Consider the following 20,390-nt stretch of genomic DNA (forward strand, 5'->3'; position numbering starts at 1 on the left):
CCCGGCTTCACAGTTCCGCATGCAGCAGACCGGCCAGCTCGCCGATGTTTTCGGCCTTGACGACCTTGATCAGCGGAATCTTCAGCGACAGCGACTCGAGCGTGAGCATGACGATCTCGGAACGATCGATGGAATTCGCGCCGAGTTCGCGCAGCGAGTCCGAGAATTGAAACTGACGATCGTCCAGACCCGGAAGCACATCACGGGTATGCCCAACGATGATGTCGAAAATCTTTTCCATCTCCACAGCAACTTCTCCTGGGTGGCGTGCGTCAAGCGTCTCGTCGCATGATTGCCGACGCAGACGGACCCGCACGCGAAATGCGATTCAAAAACCACTCATGCGCCGAACAGCGTCGCTATCCTGGATTTCACTTCCGGCTGCGAGAACGTGATGGCATGCATGGCGACTTCCTGCGCGACCATCGCCGGCAAGGCCTCACGCAATGGCACGGTCAGGTGTTCCTTGAGCGTCACCAGCGACAAGCGTGGTTTTTCGGCCAACGTCCGCGCAAGCTCGAGTGCGTGCGCCATCACCTTGTCTCGCGGCAATACGGGAAACGGGATGCCGCGGAGCTGCAACTCATCTCCCCGATAGTTGTTCGCCGACAGCATCATCTCGGTCGCGATACCAATCCCCAACTTCTGCGGCAGGATGAATGTCGCGCCCATACCGGGCGTAAACCCATAACGCATGAAGTTTGCAGCGTAAATGCTTTCCCGGCTCAGTACAACCATATCGGCGAACATTCCCAGCACGAAACCGCCGCCGATTCCATGTCCCTGCATCGCGGAGATGACGGGCACCGGACAATGCAGCGGAAGGCTGTACAGCGCCCGATCCGTGAATGCCCCGCGACCGTCGGAAAGCCCCATCAGCAGCTCCTGGGTGCCGCCGCTGGCGAAATAATTGTCGTACCCGGTCAGGATGACGACCTTGCAGTCCGGATTCCCGCCGGCCGCAGCGAAGGCATCCATCAGGCCCTGGGTCAGGCCCTCCGAGAACGTATTCTTGTTGACCCGGTCCTGCATTTTGATCTGCAGGATGTGCGGTTCGAGCCAATCCAGTGAGACAGCGCTGTCAGACATTACGAGGTGCCCTCCCAGGGGAATTCTCCGGTCTTCACGTAACGCGAGATGCGCTGCAGATTCTCGATATCGGAAAACACCTCCCGGTTCGCGGCGAGCGCTGCGTGCTCGCAGGTATCGAGTGACCCTTCGATCGAGTGCATATAACGCTTGTAGCGCGCGATGCTGGTCTTGTTCAGTCGACGAAGACGGAGCAGATTCCTGCGCAGCAGGTTTTCGCTGTTCTCCTCGTAGGCGTCCACGAGGCCCCATTCGTGCGCGTTCTGCACCGTGACCGGCTGTGTCATCAGCGTCATGTAGTTGGCTTTGGCGAATCCGATGCGCCGGATCAGGAAAGGCAGTACGCACGCGGGCATCAGGCCGAACAGCAGTTCGGACAGGCTGAACACCGCCTTGGTATCGGCGAGGACGATATCGCAGGCGGCCACGAAACCGATGCCGCCCGCGTTGGCCTTGCCGCGTACGTGCGCGATCGACACGTACGGCCCGCTGGCCAGCCGCCGCCACAATGCGTACATCGGCTGCGGATCCTGCTGCGGCGGTGCGTCGCCGTCGAAGCTGCGCTGCAGCTCCGCGAAGTCGGCGCCGAAGCAGAATACTTCCGGCAAGCCTTCCACAACCACGATCTTGGCACGCACCTCGCACAGATCGAGCGCCGCCGTGAATTCCTTGATCAACTGTTCGTTGATCGCGTTGTTCGCGTCCGGCCGGTGGATCTGGAGATGCGCGATCTCGTCGTCGAAACGGACGCGCAGGGTCGTGAAAGCGGACGGGTCCATCAACCGACCCACTCGTATTCGCGGTGGAATTCCTTGATTTCCTTCAGGAACAACACCGGCTTGCCGATCGCGCTGCGCGCACGCGAGACGAAACTGCTGTCCAGTTCGACGTTGCGCGTACCGAAACGGACGGCATTGCTGCCGACCAGCAGCCGGTCGTATTCGTCCATCGTCAATTCGGTGCGGCGGTCGAGATGCTCCTTGATCTGCATCTTGCGCAGGCGCTGCTGCCCTTCCTTGCGCACCACTCCGCTGAAGAACTCGGAGCAGCAGCCGGAACCGTAGGAAAACGCGCCGATGCGACGCGGGGTTTCGAAATCGCCGTGCTCGATCGTGCTCGCGATCGCCAGCGGCATGGTCGCGCCCATGATGTTGGCGACGCGCTGGCAGTAGATCATGCCCGGGGTGACGCGACGCTGGAAATCCTCCTCGATGTCGTTGGGCTTGGCGCGCATGATCTTGCGCATCATGTTGCGGTGCGCGCCCTTGACCATGCCGCCGAAGGGACAGTGGTAAGCCAGGTAGGTGAACGTCTCGGCGAAGTTGGCGTCGGGCACGCGCTTCTTGTATTCGATGAACGCGTTCTCGCAGCAATCCAGGTACGACAGCAGCGACAGGTCGGAATCGCCGGCGTCGCCGTCCGCCGTCGGCCGGCAGGTATCCATCACTTCGTAGCCGTAGTAGCCGTTCGCGCCCACGTCGATCTGCAGCAGGTGCGGTTGATCGCTGATCAGCATCGCGACCGCGCCCGATCCGCTGCTGGGTTCGGCGAACGACCAGTCGGCGGTCAGCGCGTCGCCGCCGTCCTCGACCATGAAGCGCGAAATGTCGGTCGCGATCACCAGCGCTTTCGCGCCCGGCGACGCCTGCGACAGCACGAAGTTGACCGCCATCTGGATGCCGGCGGCGCCGGAATAGCAGGCGTTCTTCAGCTCGAACAGGCGGCAGTTGCGGTTCAGCCCCAGCAGGCTGTGGCAATAGGTGCTCATCGATTTGCCGAAATCGAAGCCCGATTCGGTGCAGGTGATCACCATCTCGATCCTGTCCCTCTCTTCCGGGCTCAGCGCATCGACGATGGGTCTTGCCGCATTGACGGCGAACGTGATCGGGTCTTCGTACGGCAATGCGACCGTCTTTTCCTTCATCAACAGGTTCTCGAAACGCGTGGTGTCGAGGTTGCGATGCTCCGCGAGGCTACTGACGTTCAGAAAGGCCGTTCCAGCGAACGCGTTCATGGCCTCGATACCAACTGTTTTCATCCTATCTCTCCAAATAAAAAGCAAAAAAATCCATGGTTCTTCGATTCATCGACCGTCAGGCGTGCAGAAGCCGCCAATCCAGCTTCGAGCCATTGATCCAGAGTTCGGCGAGCTTCTCGATTTCACCGGTTTCGACGAGCCGCTTGATGAATTCCTGGCCCGCCTGGGTATCGCCGATGTCGAGTTTCTCGCCGCCGCCACCCTTGACGGAGCCGCGAAAGACCTTGCGGTGGTAGAAGCTGTCCTTGTCCTTCAGGCAGCCATCGAGCAATTCGCTCCACTCCTCGATCGAACTGGCGACGAACGCGACCCGCTCCTGCATTTCGGTTCGACCGACCTGCAGGGTGTAGGCGATGCGGCGCAGTGCGTCCGGGCCGTCGCGGCTTTTGTCCAGGAAACCGGGATACGCCTGCAGGGTGTTGTACAGGCTGTCCACATTGCGCGCGGAGAACACCAGCAGTTGCGCGTGGTCGGCATCGGTCGACGCCGCCGGGGATTCGCGCTCGACGTACTCTTCGACGATGACGTGGGCATTCGCCCCGCCGAAGCCGAAACTGCTGACGCCCGCGATGCGGGTCTGCCCGGCCGGCACCACCCACTCGCATGCCTGCTGGGCGATGACGCACGGCGTGCCGTTCAGATCGATCAGGGGACTGACCTGATCGCAATGCAGGCTGCGGGCGATTTTCCGGTGGCGGATCTGCTGGATGACCTTGATCAGGCCCATCACGCCCGCGGCGTATTCGAGGTGCCCGATGTTCGATTTGATGCTGCCGAGATAGCACGGATGGTTTTCGCGCTTTTCGGCGGCTGCCGCCGGATCGAGCAGATCCTTGGAAACCGCCTTCAGGCCGCGGATTTCGACCGGATCGCCCAGCTCCGTGCCGGTGCCGTGGCATTCGATGTAGCCGACGCGGCTGAAGTCGATGCCGGCATCCTCGACCGCCCGCTTGATCACCGCCGCCTGCGCGTTGGGATTCGGCGCGGTGAGCGAGGTCGTGCGGCCACCGTGGTTTTCCGCTGCGCCCTTGATCACCGCATAGATGGCATCGCCATCGCGCTGCGCGGCTTTCAGGCCCTTGAGCATCAGCATGCCGGCACCTTCGCCGCGCACGTAGCCGTTGGCCTTGTCGGAAAACGTCTTGCAGCGTCCGTCTTCGCAGAGCATGCCCGACTTGGTGAAGCTGATGTACACATCCGGGCTGATCAGCGCATTGACGCCGCCGATGATGGCGACGCCGCAGTGACCGCCGCGTATCGCCTCGATGGCACGATGCACCGCCACCAGGGAGCTGCTGCAGGCGGTGTCGATGGGATTGCTCGGACCGTGCCAGTCCATGTGATAGCTGATCCGGTTCGGCCCCACCGACGACACGCTGCCGGTGACCGAATAGGCTTCGATCGGCAGGTGGCTCATCAGGCTGGTGTAACTGCTCGGGCCGCAGCCGACGAAGATGCCCGTGTTGGAGCCCTTCAGCGTGTCGCCGCCGTATCCGGCATCTTCGACGCATTCCCAGACGTACTGCATCATCAGGCGCTGTTCGGGGCTCATGTACATCGCTTCTGCCGGCGATATGCCGAAGAACAGCGGATCGAATTCGTCGATGCCGTCGACGAACGAGCCCCATTTGCTGACGCCCGGATAATCGTGCCAATCCCAGCGCTCGCCCGGGATCTCGCGGATCATGTCGCGCTCGTTGTCCAGCATGTCCCAGAATTCGTCCGGGTTGCGCGCGCCTGCGATCCTGCAGCTCATGCCGATCACGGCGACATCCTCGTCGCGGTAGCTCGACTGGTTTTTGTAGGCGGTGCGGAAGCGGCGTGCGAACTGCGAGACCGAACGGCTGTCCGCGGCAGCCACCTCGGCGGGGCGCGGTGGCGCCTGCCTGGCGGGCGTGGCGGCGGCCTTCGCGTTGGCCACCGCCAGCTTCTTCATCATCTCGGGCGCGTGGTTCTCGGCAAGGAACTGGCTGAAGCGCAGCAGATTGGACGCTTCGAACATCGAGGTCGGCATCAGGTCCAGGTCGTAGACATGGTTCAGGTGCGACACGAAACTCGAGATCAGGATCGAGTCGAAGCCGAAGTTGGTCCAGTCGTCCGTATCTCCGATCTGGTTCGGCTTCAGCTTCAGGTGCTGGGCCGCCTGCAGGCGCATTTCCTGCATGATTTCGCGCTGCAGCTTGTCCAGCTCGACCGGCGACTGCTGGGCCTGCTGTTCCACGGGCGCCTTCGGCGGCGCGAACAATGCGGCATGCGCGCCGCGCTGGCCGTAGAGCGTCATCAGCTGGGCGTGCGGGCTTGCGATCGCAAGACGCAGCGCCTTCAGGCCTTCGGCGGTCGGCAAGGGTTTGATGCCGAACGTCTTGGCCAGGCTCTCGCGGCTCGCCGCGTCGAGCTGCATCGCACCCTCTTCCCACAGCGGCCAGTTGATGCTGAGCGAACGGCCGCGCGCCTGCTGCGCGAGCACGCGCTGTTCGCGCTGTTCGATGTAGGCATCCATGTAGCCGTTGCCGGCCGCGTAATCGAACTGCCCGGCATTGCCCAGCACGCCGGCCATCGACGAGAAGGCGATGAAGTGATCGAGCGGACAGCCGGCGGTGGCGCGATCCAGATTGACGATGCCCTGCACCTTGGGCGCCAGCACCCGGTCGACGGACTCGACGGATTTGTGCGCGACCAGCGCATCGTCGATCAACCCGGCGGCGTGGACCACGATGCGGATCCCGGGATATTCGGCAACGACCTGTTCGACCTGCCGCGGATCCGCGATGTCGCAGACGCGATGGATGACATGGGCGCCGGCACGCTTCAGCGTTTCGATGCGGGCAAGATCGTCCTCGCCCGGGGTCCGCCTGCCCAACAGGATCAGCGTGCTGTCGGTGGAACGTTCGGCGATATCGGCGGCGACCAGCAAACCAAGCTCGCCGAGGCCGCCGCTGATCAGCACGGTGGCTCCGTTCGGCCAGGCGAATTCCCGGGCGTTGTCCAGATCCACGTCCTGTTGCTCGAACGCCAGGGACTGGTCGCCGAGTTTCATCCGGAATTCGATCTGCGAGTGCTCGATCGAAATCGTCCTCATCGCCGCCCACAGGCCACGCGCGAGCGGATGTTCCTTCGTCGCGTGCAGCTCCAGCACCGAACGTTTGCCCTTGTCCTGCACCAGCGCTTGCGCGGCGGCCAGCAAGGCTTTGGTCGTCGCGACGTAGTCGTCGCCCGCTTCCACCACGCTGACCGTCCGGTCATCCGAGCCGGCCGGCGCCGCCGCCTTCCACGTCGGCCGGTAGAAACTCAGCCGATCCTGCCTGGCATTCAGATCGATCTCGCGCGTCTGGAAGCCTTCGATGATCACGCGGACCTTGCCGCTTTCGTCGGTGGCGATGTAGTGCATGCCGTCCGCGCGCTGCTGGATGGACACGAACATCGTGTCGGTCAGCGGGCCGACGACCAGCGTGCCCAGGACGGCGAAAGGCACGACATTGGCTTCGGGATTGCTGACCAGCGCGATGCCGCTCTGGATGATGCTGTCCAGCGCACCGGCATCCATCGCCATGCCGCGCGCGGAGGCGCCGGGAAGACGGATCGTCGCCAGTCCATTGCCCTTCCCGTCCAGCAGGATCTCATCGACGCCGCGATGCGACGGTCCGAGTTCGACGCCGCGTTTCCTGAAGGTCTGGTAGAACGCCGATTTGGTCGGGCCGGGCAAGGTGCATTCGGATTTCAGCTGCGCGATGTCGAGGTGCGCCGCGTAGCCTTTCGCGGCGAGGAAGTCGCGCTTCTTCTGCACCGCGACTTTCGACTGGAAGTGCACGCCCTGATCGGTGCTGACCTCGACCCCGAACTGGCCGGCCGCGCCCGGATACACCCGCGTCACCACCGTGCGCTTGTCCTTCACGGTCAGCGCGTTCACGAACACGCTGTCGCTCAGGACCAGCATCGAATCGTCGTCCAGGGTGATCGACCCCGCGACGGCGGCGCGTGCGATCTCGAGGTACGCCATGCCCGGCAGGATCTTCTGTCCCTGGATGATGTGGTCGGCGAGGAACGGTTCGCTGCCATCGAAGGTCGACCGGAATTCGCCGATGGGATAGTCGTGTTGTGTGTCCATCGATACGGAGGTCTTCATGGGTTGACTGCCATCGAAAGGCGCGCGTCGTTCCTGGCCTGTGCGATGACCGGGGTTTCCGGCATCACCAGCGCGCGCACGTAGAAATTGGTGATCCTGACGAGCGGTTCGCCGCCCTCGCTGAGGATCAGGATGTTGAACTGGAGCACGCTGGCATGCGCGTCCTGTTCGCCGGATCGTTCGACAAGGGCGTAACAGCGCGGAGTCAGGCTTCCGAGGATCTCGATCTCATCGATCGCGAACGGCAGGTGCGGCACGCCGCCATCATCGGCGGCGAGCAACGCCACCACCGTCTGCAGCGCGCCATCGATCAGGCACGGATGCAGGATGTACTGCTCGAAGTCGTTCGCCTGCGCGTCCGCCAGTCGCAGGCTGGCGATGGCGCAGCCGTCTCCGAGCGACACCTCGTCGATGATCTGGAACGCGGTGCCGTAGTCGAAGCCCAGCCGCTTGAAGCGCTGGTAGTACTCGCTTCCGGCATGCCGGTCGCGACAGCGCTGCCGCCATTCCGCCAGCGATGGTCGGGTCGACAGCCTGTGCGCCGCGCCGTCGTGGAAAATGACGCGGCCCTCGCAGTGCAGGACGCTCTCGTTGTCGTCGTCGAAGGTCTTCACCGCGAATTCGGTACTGTCGCCGACGGCGTTGCGCAGGCTGATGTGCAGGCTCTGCGAGGCAGGGTTCTGCGAGGCATGGCCCAGCGCCAGCGGCTGCACCCAGAAGATGTCCTTCAACTGGCGCACCCGACGCTGGCCGGCGATCGTCGCGGCCACGCACGCCATTTCGACGAAGCCGGCGCCGGGGAACACCGGCTGCCCCTGGATCCGGTGTTCGCGGGCGTAGTACTGGTCGTCGGCGAGCGCGGCATCGAAGCTGATCTGTTTCAGCGTCGACGAATTGTGGGACAGCAACGGATGCAGGCGCGGTGGCGCCGCCGAAACGGGCGCATGCCCCGCTGGCGCCGCGTCGACGATCCAGTGGCGTTCGCGGGCGAACGGATAAGTGGGCAAGGACGTGCCCACCGGAACCGGCCCGGAATGGGCACGCGGCCATTCGACCTTTCCGCCCTGCGTCCAGAACTGCGCCAGCGCCGCCATGTCGCGCGCGTCGCACAGCGCCTGCATCTGCTCGCGCTGCTCGCGCGTTGCAGGCAGGGACGCACGTCGCGCGTCGAGACTGCCGCGCCACAGCGGCGCGGTCGCCTGCGCCGCCTGTCCGTCGGATGCGAGCCATTGCTGCAGCGCATCGCGCAGTTGGGCCGTGCTGTCGACCAGCAGTGCCAGTCGCTCGAACATCGGCTCGCGGCCGACTTGCGTCGTATGGCAGAGGCTGGCGATGTCGGCTTCCGGAGTCCGCGCCAGGAACGCCACGTAACGCGAGGCGTACTCGCGCAGGCGATCCGCATTCATCGCCGAGAGCACGAACAGGCTGTTCCCGCGCGTGATCGACGGCGCTCGCGTCACCGCAGGCACGTACTCTTCGAGCACGGCGCAGGCATTGACGCCGCCTGCACCGAACGCGTTGATCAATGCGCGCCGGGGCTCCTGTCCGGACGCCTGCCACGGTGTCAGCTGCGTCTGCAGGCGGCACGGCGAACGGGCGAAATCGATATCGGGATTCGCGACATCGGCATGGATGCTCGGCGCGATCTGGCGATGTTTGAACTGCAGCAGGATCTTCGCGATGCCGGCAATGCTGGTCGCCGATTCCGCATGGCCGATATTGGCCTTGACCGAGCCCAGCGCACAGAACGCCTTGTCGTCGGTCTGCTGGCCGAAGGCCTGGCTGATCGCGGCGATTTCCAGACTGTCGCCCATCTGGGTGCCGGTGCCATGGCCTTCGATGTAGCTGATCGATCGGGCCGGAACATGGGCCTGGGCGAGCGCCTGGACGATCACCTGCGCCTGCGCATTCGGATTCGGCGTCGCATAGCCGTTGGATCGGCCGCTGTGATCGAAAGCGCTGCCGAGGATCACGCCGCAAATCGGGTCGCCATCCTGTTCGGCGAGGCGCAGGGGTTTCAACACCAGCGTGCCAACGCCCTCGCCCGGGACGAAACCGTCGTCCCCCGCGCCATAGCTGCGGTTCTGGTCGCCGACCGCAAGCATGCGGCGCTGGCAGAACGACTGGTACTTGGCGGGATGCAGGTAGAGATTCACGCCGCCCGCCAGCGCGAGTTGGCATTCGCGGCGACGCAGGCTTTCGCAGGCCAGGTGCACCGCGACCAGCGACGAGGAACACGCCGTGTCGATCGGCATGCTGGGTCCCTGGAAGTCGAAGTAGTACGACACCCGGTTGGCGATGGACCACGGCATCGCGCTCGGCGTCACCATCTGGCCGCGCTGCCAGGCTTCGGGCGCCAGCAGGTTGTACGAGTTCGTGGTCACGCCGACGAACACGCCGACATCGGTGCTCTTGCCTTTCGGATACATCTGTTTCAGGCGTTCGCGCGTATAGCCCGCGTCCTCGACCGCCGCCCACGCCGATTGCAGGAAGCAGCGCTCCTGCGGATCGATGATGTTGGCTTCGGCATCCGCGATGTTGAAGAACGACGCGTCGAACTTGTCGAAATCCTCGAGGAAACCGCCCCACTTGCAGTAGATCTTGCCGTTCTCCGCCTGCTCCGGATCCGGATCGTAGAAGTCGGCGTAGTTCCAGCGATTCCCGGGCACCAGCTGGATCAGGTCGTCGCCTGCCTTCAGATGCTCCCAGAACGTGTGCAGGTCGCGGGACTGCGGGAAATCCGCGTGCACGCCGATGATGGCGATCGGTTCCGCGTGGGTCGGCGTCGTTTCCAGCGCAGCGGGAATGTGCGCGGTTTCCCGTACCGGATCGACGGTCGTCGCATCCGCCGCAGCGCCGGCAAGCGAGAGCCTGCGAACGAGCGCTTCCTGCGCGGACTCGCACAGATATCCCGCGAGATCGGCCACGGTCTCGTATTCGTACAGCAGCGTCTTCGGCAGATCGCCGAGGTCGTGTTCCAGCGCCGCATTGAAGCGGCCGATCATGATCGAGTCGAAACCGAACGCCTCGAAGCGTTCGTTGATGTCGATCAATTCGACCGGCACCCGGGTTTCGTTGTGGACCAGCCCGCACAGATACTGCTGCGTCAGCGTGCGCAGCGTTTCACGGTCGACCGCGAGGTTTCGCGGTTTCGCGTCCGTCGCCTGCCCGCCCGAAGGGTTGCAGTGCGCGGCGATCCTGGACGGATAACCATACAGCGCGAGCGCACGCGTCGAATCGGAACGCAGCAGGGTTTCCCAATACGCGATGCCGACGTCGGTCGGAAGCGCGCACAGGCCTGAGCGCTCTTCGGTGCGCTGCAGATCGGCTGCGGACACCTGCATCCCGCCGTCCTGCCAGAACGGCCATCCGATCGACAGGGTTTTCCCGAAGCGTTCGCGTCGCGCACGCAAGGATTCGCGATGCTCGGCAAAGGCATCCATGAACGCGTTCGCGTAGGCATAGTCGGTCTGCCCGGGGTTGCCGAAACTGCCGGCGCCCGACGAGAACAGCACGAACAGATCCAGCGGCTCTTCCGCAGTCGTCCGGTCGAGGTGCAAGGTGCCCTGCACCTTCGGCGCCAGGACCTGGCGCAGGCTTTCGCGATCCTTTCGGATCAGCAGGCTGTCGCGATTGACGCCAGCGCTGTGCAGCACGCCGTTCAACGATCCGAAGTGCGTTTTGGCGGAGGCGACCAGATCGCGGACCTGGTCGGCATCCGCGATGTCGGCCGGCACGTACAGGACATCGGCACCGAGCGCGCGCAGCTGTTCGAGTTTGCGTCCGGATTCGTCGCTCGGCGACGAACGGCCGCTGAGCACCAGTTTCGCGCGATAGCGTTCGGCGAGATGACGCGCGAACAGATAGCCCAGGCCGCCCAGGCCGCCGGTGATGAGGTAGACGCCGCGATGCTTCAGCGGCAGCTCGGCCATGGCCTGTTGCTCGGGATGTTGCAGCGTCAGCACGCGCACGAAGCGTTGCGCCGATCCGGCGCTGGACATCCGATACAGGATCTCCGTGTCGTGCGACGACGGCGATTGCAGTTCGTCGACGACGCAGGTGACCGTATCGATGCTGCTCGCCGCCGCCTCCACGCCTTCGTGGTCGAGCGCCAGCACGCGGCCTGCGTAACGGTTGTTTTCCAATGCGAGCGAGCGATAGAACGCGGCCAGTGCGGAGCATGGCGCGGTGTTCGCGGCGTCCGCAGCGTGGAAGAACGAGACGAACGTACAGGGTGACTGTTGCGCCCCGCCGCTCACCAGCGCCTTGCACAGGCCGAACAAACCGTCGATGCCGAACTGCAGCGCGCGTTCCGGCGCGTTGCCGTCCTGATCGCCGGCCAGCAGGCGCGCGGCATTCAGGTTGTGGATGACATGCGTGGGAACCTGCCCCTGCGTTCGCAGCGCGGCGAGCAGCGCGTCGAAATGTTCGGGATGCGAGGCATCGACGCTGTAGCGGTCGGCCGCATGCTGCTGATAGGCGCTCGCGAGTTGTACGAGGATGATCGCCTTCAACGGCGTCGCGACATGCAGGCGGGCCTTGATCTGTTCGTACAGCCGGTCGTCGGTGTCGAGGATCAGGAGCACGTCTTCGCGACCGAACGGCGTGCGCTGCGACGGCAGCGATGACGCCTGCCATGTCGGCGTGTAGAAGGTCTTCTGCTTGCCCTCGACCACCGTATCGGACAGCGCAACCGCCGCCGACCGCACGGGCAACGCCGCCTGGGCGCGTATCGCTGCTTGCGGAGCGACCACCTGCGTTGCAGTGGCGCTGATGGGCGCGCTCGGCTGCGGCCAGTACCGTTCCTTGGCGAACGGATACGCAGGCAGGTGCATGCGCAGCGGCAACGTCTCGGGATACAGCGATCGCCACTGGATCGTGGCGCCTTCGGCCCACAGCGCCGCAAGCCCCGCCGTCTGCTGCGCACCGCTGCGCCGCTGCAGCATCGCCGCTTCGTCGGTCAATACCGTACTGTCCTGGGTACGCGCCACGCTGCCGCGATGCCAGACGACGTTGCCCGTCTCTCCGGCGACGAAGGCACGCAATTGTGCCTGCAGCTCCGCAACGGAGTCGACGACCCATGCGCAGCGTTCGCGCATCGCGTCCCGGCCGATCTGCAGCGTGTAGGCCAGATCGGGCAATGCGATGTCCGCGCCGGTCCGGTCCGTGTCGGCGCGGACGAGGAACTCGAGCAGATCCTCGGCCTGCGACCGCAGCTGCGCAGCGGTACGCGCCGACAGCGGAACGATGCACGGCTGCTTGGCCACGTTGTCGCGGCGTGCAGCCGGAACGTACTCTTCGATGACGATGTGCGCATTCGTGCCGCTGAAACCGAAAGCGCTGACTGCGGCACGGCGTTTCTGGCCCGGTGCCGCGACCCAGTCCTGCACGGTGTTGTTGATGTAGAACGGTGAATCGGCGAAATCGAACAGCGTGTTTTCCTTCACCAGGTTCACATTCGGCACGAGCTTCCGGTGCCGCAGGCTCAGCAGCACCTTGTGCACGCCCGCGACGCCGGCGGCGCCGGAGACGTGGCCGATGTTGGATTTCACGGCGCCCAGCGCGCAGAAATGCTTCTTGTCGGTGTGTTCCTTGAACACCGTCGCCAGCGCTTCGAGTTCGATCGGGTCGCCGAGCTTGGTGCCGGTGCCGTGCGTTTCCACATAGCTGATCGATGCCGCATCGATGCCGTAGCGACGATAGATCTCGCGCTCCAGTTCGATCTGGCTGTTGACGCTCGGCGCGGTGATGCCGTTGGTCTTGCCGTCCTGATTGATGCCCGAGCCGATGATGACGCCGTAGATGCTGTCGCCATCTCGTTCGGCATCGCTGAGCCGCTTCAGCACGACGGTTCCGACGCCTTCGCCGGGAACGAAACCGTCGGCACCGTTATCGAAGGTCTTGCACTGTCCGTCGCGCGACAGCATGCCGGCGCGGCACATGCCGACATACGATTCCGGGATCAGGTACAGGCTGACGCCGCCCGCCAGGCCCATGTCGATCTCGTGATTGAGCAGCGCCTGGCTGGCCAGGTGGATCGCCACCAGCGACGACGAGCAGGCGGTGTCGATCGGAATCGCCGGGCCCTTCAGATTCAGGTGATAGGCGATGCGCGCGGCGCCGATCGCGAAACTGTTGCCGGTGGTTTCGACATTCAGCGGATTGCCCTTGGACAGCAGGAACGAATACTCGCTGCTCATGATGCCCAGATAGACGCCGCACTTCTGGTTGCTCAGCGCCGCGCCCGAATAGCTGGCGTCCTCGAAGGCGCGATAGCTTTCCTGCATGAACAGGCGGTGCTGCGGGTCCATGACTTCCGCCTCGGAGGGCGAAATCTGGAAGAACATCGGATCGAAATTCTCTGCACCGTCCAACAGGCCGAGCCACTTGCAGTAGACCTTGCCCGGCTTGCCCGGGGTCGGGTCGTAGTACGCGTCGACGTCCCAGCGATCCGGCGGGATCACCTTGATCGAGTTCCTGCTTTCGAGCAGGTTGCGCCAGAACTGCGAGAGGTTGTCCGCGTCCGGATAACGCCCGGACATGCCGACGATCGCGATCTTCTCGTCGCTGCGACGGCTGTGTCCGAGACTGCCGCTTTCGACGATGGGCGCCTGGGCGAACGCCGGAAGCGTACGCGCGCGACGCTGCAACACCGGCAATCCGGCCGGCGGCATGCGCAGCGCGGAGACATGCTGGACAGGCGCGGTCGCCGCCGGCACGGCGGCTTGGTATGCCATTTCCGGCACGGACGCAGTCGCCCGCGGCACGCGCCGCTCGGGCGGAAGCTTCGCCAGTTCGCCGTGCACGAAGCCGGCGAGCGAACGGATGGTGGCGTAGTCGTAGACGCGGGTCGCGGAAATCTCCAGGCCGTAGGCCTTGTTGATGGCCTTGACCCATTCCACGCCGACGATCGAATCGAGCCCCAGATCGACGAACGACTTGTCGTTGTCGATCGCGTTCTCATCGAGGTACAGCGCCTGCGCCAGACTGCGTCGGAGCTCGGGCTGCAGCGCTTCGATGCTGGGCAGACCGGCCTGCGCAGCCGATGCCACGGGCGGGAGCGTTGCGGAAGCCGCTTCGGCCGTGGCGATCGCAACCGTTTCCATCGGCAGGGTTTCCGCCGGCGCCTCTTCCCGGGTGGGCAGTTGGCTTTCGACATAGGCGCCGAGCGCGTCGATGTTCGCGTAATCGTAGACCCGGGTCGCCGCGATATTGATCCCGAGCCCCTTGTTGATGCTCTTGACCCACTCCACGCCGACGATCGAATCCAGGCCGAGATCGACGAACGAGCGATCGTTGTCGATGCTCGACTCGTCGAGATACAGCGCCTGCGAGAGCGTGCTTTTCAGGAACGCGAGCACGTCATCGCGACGACGCGGCTTGGCCGTCGTCTTCGCCGGTGTGACCGCGACCGGCATCGGTGCGGGCATCGGTGCGGGCATCGGTGCGGGCATTGGCGCCGCGATCGACTGCGGGCTGCGCGTGACCGCCAGCGGGGCCGAGATCGCATGTTCGAGCGCCGCAAGCCGCGAAGCAGAGGGCTTCGGCAACGCGACGCCTGCGGCGGGCGGCAGTGCCGTCAATTCGGCCAGCGCCACCGCATTCGGCTTGGACAGGCTCACCGCCGGCATCGTTTCGAAGAATGCATCCGCGCTCTGCAACTGCGCAAAAGAGTGCACGGCCGATGGCGTGGATGCGGCTCCGGCAAGCACTGCCGAGACCGGCACGAAACCGCGCCAGCGCAGACAGAGGTTGCCGTTGGCGTCGCACCAGTCCATGTCCCAGGCCGCAGCGTGTTCGTCGTGCCAGCGCACCCAGACCCGCATGCTTGGCGTGCACGCCGACACGATGTCCAGCGATTCGATCGTGCCCGGCGTCGACGCGTCGACGCCCAGCGCCGTCGCGGCGGTCTCCAGCACCGCCTGCACGAGCGCCGGATGCAGCAGGAAGTCGCCGGCCTGGCCGGCGCCGGTATCGGCATCGACCGCGATCAACAATTCCTGTGCGCCCCGCCACAGACGCCATGCGGCGTGCGGATGGCCGGTGGGCGATGGCGCAGGCTGAAGGCGCATGGCCAGCGCATCGACATCGAGTCTTGCGGTCGAGGCGGACGCCAGGACGCGGCCGGTGCCCTGCGCTTGAACGCGCTCATCGACGCCGCTGTAGATGTCGAAGTCGATCGCGTCGTCCGTCGAGGGATACAGCGCGATGTGCAGCGCGCTCGCGCCATCGGCAACGAACGGCGTACCGAAGCGCAAAGCACGCAGTTCGATCGTCGTCGTGGTCGCATGGCCGCGCTGTGCCTGCACCAGCGCCGCGCACGCCATTTCAAGCAGCGCTGCGGACGGCAAGCCGGCGGCAGCGGGCATCCTTCCGAGGAAAGGTTCATTGCCGCTGAGCACCGACGAGAAGCGCAGTTGGCCCAGGTCCGAGGTGTTGTCGTGCAGCAGCGGATGGAGGGTGGCGCGCGCAGCGGCGTGCCCCGGCGCGACGGGCGGGTGCGTGTCGAGCGGGAACAACCCCACCATCGGGTCGATCCAGTATTTTTCCTTTGCGAACGGATACGTCGGCAGATGCATGCGACGCGGTTTTGCGCTGCCGTGGAACTTCTGCCAATCCAGGTCGAAGCCTTTGACCCACAGGTCGACCAGCTTCGCCAGCTTGCCCTGCGCGATCCATTTGTCGACCGCTTCGTCGTATTCGGGATCGGCGGCGAACAGGCTCAACATCTCCTTGTTCGCCTTGACCTGGCCACGGAAGCCGCTGCCGAGGTCGCCACCCAGCCAGGCGCGCAGCGCGTCCTGCAACTGCGCCGCCGAATCGACGACGAAGCCGAGGCGTTCATCCATCGCGTCGCGACCGATCTGCAGCGTGTACGCCAATACGCCGTGATCGACGCTGCGGCCGTCCGCGCTCTGCCCATCGAGGAAGGCCAGCAGATCCTGTGCCTTCTGCGTCAACTGCTCCGGCGTGCGCGCCGAGAGCGGCACGATCGCCGGCAGGCCCGGGAACGCTCCTGCCGCCGATTCGGCGGCGATGTATTCCTGGATGACGAAGTGCGCATTCGATCCGCCCGCGCCGAACGACGACAGACCCGCGATCCGCGGCACGGCTTTGCCATCGACGACCGGCGCATCCCAGTCGTGCAATCGCTGATTGACGATGAACGGCGTGCGCTCGAAGTCGATGTTCGGATTCAGTCGTTCCGAGTGCAGCGACGGCACGATCTGCCGATGCTGCATCTGCAGGATCACCTTGGTCAGCCCGGCGATGCCGGCCGCCGACTCGCAGTGACCGATGTTCGATTTCGCCGAACCGAGCATGCAGAACTGCGTATCGGACGTGTTCTGCTGGAACGCCTTGCTCAGGGCCACGATTTCGATCGGGTCGCCCAGCTTGGTGCCGGTGCCGTGCGCTTCGATGTAGCTGACATGGCGGGCATCGACGCCCGATTCCAGCAATGCGTCGGCGATCACCGCCGCCTGCGCCTGCGGATTGGGTACCGTGTAGCCGTTGGTCTTTCCGCCGTGGTTGAGCGCGCTGCCGCGGATGATCGCGTGGATCGCATCGCCGTCGCGCTCGGCGTCGGACAGGCGCTTCAATATCGCCACGCCCACGCCTTCGCCGGGAATATAACCGTCGCCGCCTTCGCCGAAGCTCTGGCAATGGCCCGAGGTCGAAATGAACTGCCCCGCGCTCAGCATGCTGTATTTGTCGGGATGGATGCTGAGGTTGACGCCGCCGGCCAGCGCCATGTCGGTGCGGCCATGCCTCAGGTCCTGGCAGGCGAGATGCATCGCGGTCAACGACGACGAGCACATCGTGTCCAGCGTCATGCTCGGCCCGTGCAGGTTCAGCACGTACGACACGCGGTTGGCGATGCTGGCGAGGCTGCCGGAGCGGTTGTATTCGCCGTACATCACGCCGGCGTAGACACCGACCTGTCCCGGCAAGCCATTGCCGTGCGGAATCCGCAGGCTCTTGCGCGAGTAACCTGCGTCTTCGATCGCCATCCACGCATGCTGCAGGAACATGCGTTCCTGCGGATCGATATACGGCGCCTCGCGCGGCGAGACGTTGAAGAACTGCGGGTCGAACTCGTCCGCACCGACGATGAATCCGCCCCACTTGCTGTAGTGGCCGCGTTGTTCGCGGTCGTCGGTGTAGTAGCTTTCCCAGCGCCAACGTTCGGCCGGGATCTCGACGATGCAGTCCTTGCCGTCGCGCAGGTTGCGCCAATAATCCTGCAGCGTTTCCGCTTCGGGATAACGGCCGCTCAAACCGATCACCGCGATCGGCTCCGGATGCCCCGACTGGCTGCGTCGCGCCATGAATGCGGGCGCCGCCGACTTGCCGCGCAATACGGCCTTGGCCTCGGAGCGTTGGGTATCGCGCGTCGGCACGATGGCCCGCGACGCTGGCGCGGCGGCAGGCGCCGTTGCTGGCGTGCCCGCGGGGTTCAACAGCGCCTGCAGCGTGGCTTCATGCGCCCGCACGAGGTGTTCGCTGAGCGCTTCGATCGTCTGGTATTCGAAGAACAGGGTTTTCGGCAGCGGCCCGAAGTGTTTCTCGAGCTGGCTGGTCAGGTTCATCGCCAGAATCGAATTGATTCCGTAGTTTTCCAGCGCCTCGTGGATGTCGATCTGCGCCGCCGCGATCTTCAGGACGGGCGCGAACTCCCTGCGCAGGAACTCCCGCGCCTGTGCCAGGAGATCGCCGGCCACCGGCATCGCTGCAGGCCGTTCGACTTGCGGCGGTGCGGGCGCGGCAGGTTTTGCGGCGACGCGCGCCGCCGGAGCATCGAACAGGCGACGCAGTCTGCGGCCATCGCCTTCGACCGCCAGCACCTGGTCGTGATCGCTCAAGAGCGCCCGGCACAGCACCGCGATACCGGATGCGGTACGCATCGGCGTCATCCCGGTCTGCGCCTGCAGCCATTGCAGGGTCCCGGCCTCGGGACGCATACCGCCGTCCTGCCAGAGCGGCCAGTTGATCGCGATCGTCTTGCCGCTGCGCAACTGTTGCGACGCCAGCTGCGTGCGATAGCGGGCGAATGCATCCATGAAACCGTTGGCCGCGGCGTAATCGGCCTGGCCGACATTGCCGAACACCGACACGCCCGAGGAAAACAGTGCGAAGAAATCCAGGTCCAGATGCCGCGTCGCCGCATCCAGGTGCCAGGTGCCCTGCACTTTCGGAGCCAGCACTCCGGCCATCTCCTGCGCGGTCTTCTTCAGGATGACGTTGTCGTTGCGCGCGCCTGCGCAGTGAAGAATGCCGCGGATCCTGCCGATCCCGGCCTGGATGTCTTCGATCGTCGAGACGCAGCGGTCGGGATCGTTGAGATCCAGCGCGCGGTAATGCAGTCGCGCTGCAAACCCGGATTCGTCGAGCCGCTGTTGGATCGCGGCATCCAGCGGCGAGCGTCCGGTGAGCACGACCTGCGCATGCTGCGCGCTGCCCAGGATGTCCTGCGCGAACACATGGCCCAGGCCACCCAGTCCGCCGGTGATGACATAGATGCCGTCTTCCTTGTACGGATGCTCGACGTGGCCATCGCTCCAACCCGGGAGCGTCTTCCAGTTCAGCGAACGCCATTCGTCCGCGCGGCACTGGATCGGCGAGAGATGCGACTGGCTGCCCGCATGCGTCAGCTGTTCGGCGAGCTGGCGGGGCGATGCCTGCGCCTCGACGATCACCAGTTGCGCGGTCAGCGCCGGATTCTCCAGCGCCGCGGTCTTCAGCATCGCGCCCAGGCCGCTGGACAGCAAAGCGTCCGGCGTGTTCTGGACAACGCACTGGACGAGCGCGGTCTGGACGAGCGCGGTTGCGCCGGCCTGCTGTTTCATTACCGACTGCAGCTGATCGAAGACCTGCAGCGCGATGGCCTGATAGCGCGAGGCCGGATCACCGGCGTTCTCGGGTGATGCGATGGTTTCGATCTGGTGCTTGGGCAGCGCCGAAGCCAGCGCGACAGGATCGATGCCGGTCGGATCGCAGAGCAGCACGCGGCTGTGCGCGAAAGCCGCAGCAGCGGCATTCGCTTCGCGCGGGCGATACGCCGCCCATTCGGGGACCGCAACCACGGTTTCGGCCGTCGCGGCTTCGGACAGTCGGATGGCCGCGCTTTTCGCATCGAAGCGGCGCGCGCGGAAACCGCGCATCTGCACGCAGATCGTGCCGTCCGGATCGCAGAGATCGAGATCCAGCACCAGCTGGTTGTCGCCATCGCCCGCCGACTCGACGCGGCGGATGAAGGCGTGCAGCGCTTGCGGGCATTCGCCGAGGATGCACAGCGATTCCAACGCGAACGGCAGCATCGGGTCGGTCGGCAGTACGCCGCGATCGCCCAGTCCGATCGCCGCCTGAAGGGCGCTGTCGATCAGGGACGGGTGCAGCAGGTAGGCGGCATTGTCTTCGCCCGCGAGCGCGTCCGGCAGCGAGAGCTCGGCCAATACCTGGGCTTCGCCGCTGTCGAGCTGCACGATCCCGCGATGCGCGGGACCGTATTCGATCCCGACCTGCGCATAGGTGTCGTAGATCGAGGTCGAATCCCAATGCTCGCGCCGCATGCGCTCGCGAATGCCGGCGAGATCCAGCGAGGCGGTCTCGACGGCATCGTAGAAGCGCGCGCGCCCGGAGGCATGGTCCATGCTGTTGCCGGCCGCGTCCTCGCTGAACACGCGGAACGCAAGGCAGTCCTCCTCCGCATCGATATCGATGCAGACATCGCGCCCGTCCTCGACGACGAGCGGCATCAGCCACAGCACGTCCTCGAACGCGATCAGCGACGTCGCCGCGAGATCGGGAACGGCATCCGCGATCGCGGCCCTGGCCATCTCGAGGTAAGCGACGCCGGGCAGGACGCTGGCGGCAAAGCCATCGCCCATCCTGACCCGATGATCGCGCAGGAAGAATTCCGCGCCGCTCAGGTGCGAGCGGTAGCGCTGCTGCGTCAGCGTCGAGACATTGCGATGCACGAGCGGGTGCAGGCGCACGCTGTCCGTGGGACGCCCGAGGAACTGCTGCATGAGTTCCAGCGCGCCGGCCTTCGCCAGACGCTTGCTTTTCAGCTCGGAAACCACGTATTCGACAAAATCTACCATAACGTCCGTTCTCTCATGATTTTGTGCCGCTGTC

The 20,390-nt window shown here is 64.9% G+C and carries 6 protein-coding genes; all 6 read right to left on the minus strand.

The window, feature by feature from the left end; genetic code table 11:
* Window positions 1-7 precede the first annotated feature (7 nt).
* A complete protein-coding gene (locus HOP03_16900) occupies window positions 8-247 on the minus strand; it encodes an acyl carrier protein (GenBank protein NOT89837.1) in 240 nt (79 codons plus the stop codon).
* Between the two features lie 92 nt (window positions 248-339).
* The gene (locus HOP03_16905) at window positions 340-1,089 is read right to left on the minus strand and encodes an enoyl-CoA hydratase (protein ID NOT89838.1); all 750 of its coding nucleotides are present in this window, start codon (window positions 1,087-1,089) and stop codon (window positions 340-342) included.
* A complete protein-coding gene (locus HOP03_16910) occupies window positions 1,089-1,868 on the minus strand; it encodes an enoyl-CoA hydratase/isomerase (protein ID NOT89839.1) in 780 nt (259 codons plus the stop codon). The genes HOP03_16905 and HOP03_16910 overlap by 1 nt, the downstream gene beginning before the upstream one ends.
* Window positions 1,868-3,127, minus strand: a complete 1,260-nt coding sequence (locus HOP03_16915; protein ID NOT89840.1) for a hydroxymethylglutaryl-CoA synthase family protein — start codon at window positions 3,125-3,127, stop codon at window positions 1,868-1,870. The genes HOP03_16910 and HOP03_16915 overlap by 1 nt, the downstream gene beginning before the upstream one ends.
* 55 nt (window positions 3,128-3,182) lie before the next feature.
* On the minus strand, window positions 3,183-7,232 hold the full coding sequence (locus HOP03_16920) for an SDR family NAD(P)-dependent oxidoreductase (protein NOT89841.1): 4,050 nt from the start codon (window positions 7,230-7,232) through the stop codon (window positions 3,183-3,185).
* Window positions 7,233-7,246: 14 nt separating this feature from the next.
* Entirely contained in the window at window positions 7,247-20,356 is a 13,110-nt protein-coding gene (locus HOP03_16925) for an SDR family NAD(P)-dependent oxidoreductase (protein ID NOT89842.1), read from the minus strand.
* Between the last annotated feature and the right edge of the window lie 34 nt (window positions 20,357-20,390).

Origin of the sequence: Lysobacter sp. (assembly GCA_013141175.1) — a bacterium.
Classification (GTDB): domain Bacteria; phylum Pseudomonadota; class Gammaproteobacteria; order Xanthomonadales; family Xanthomonadaceae; genus Lysobacter_I.

What these genes read in the sequence shown, in the direction of transcription:
- HOP03_16905 (NOT89838.1), bottom strand. Translation starts at nt 1,089, where the DNA reads ATGTCTGACAGCGCTGTCTCACTGGATTGGCTCGAACCGCACATCCTG.
- HOP03_16910 (NOT89839.1), bottom strand. Translation starts at nt 1,868, where the DNA reads ATGGACCCGTCCGCTTTCACGACCCTGCGCGTCCGTTTCGACGACGAG.
- HOP03_16915 (NOT89840.1), bottom strand. Translation starts at nt 3,127, where the DNA reads ATGAAAACAGTTGGTATCGAGGCCATGAACGCGTTCGCTGGAACGGCC.
- HOP03_16920 (NOT89841.1), bottom strand. Translation starts at nt 7,232, where the DNA reads ATGGACACACAACACGACTATCCCATCGGCGAATTCCGGTCGACCTTC.
- HOP03_16925 (NOT89842.1), bottom strand. Translation starts at nt 20,356, where the DNA reads ATGGTAGATTTTGTCGAATACGTGGTTTCCGAGCTGAAAAGCAAGCGT.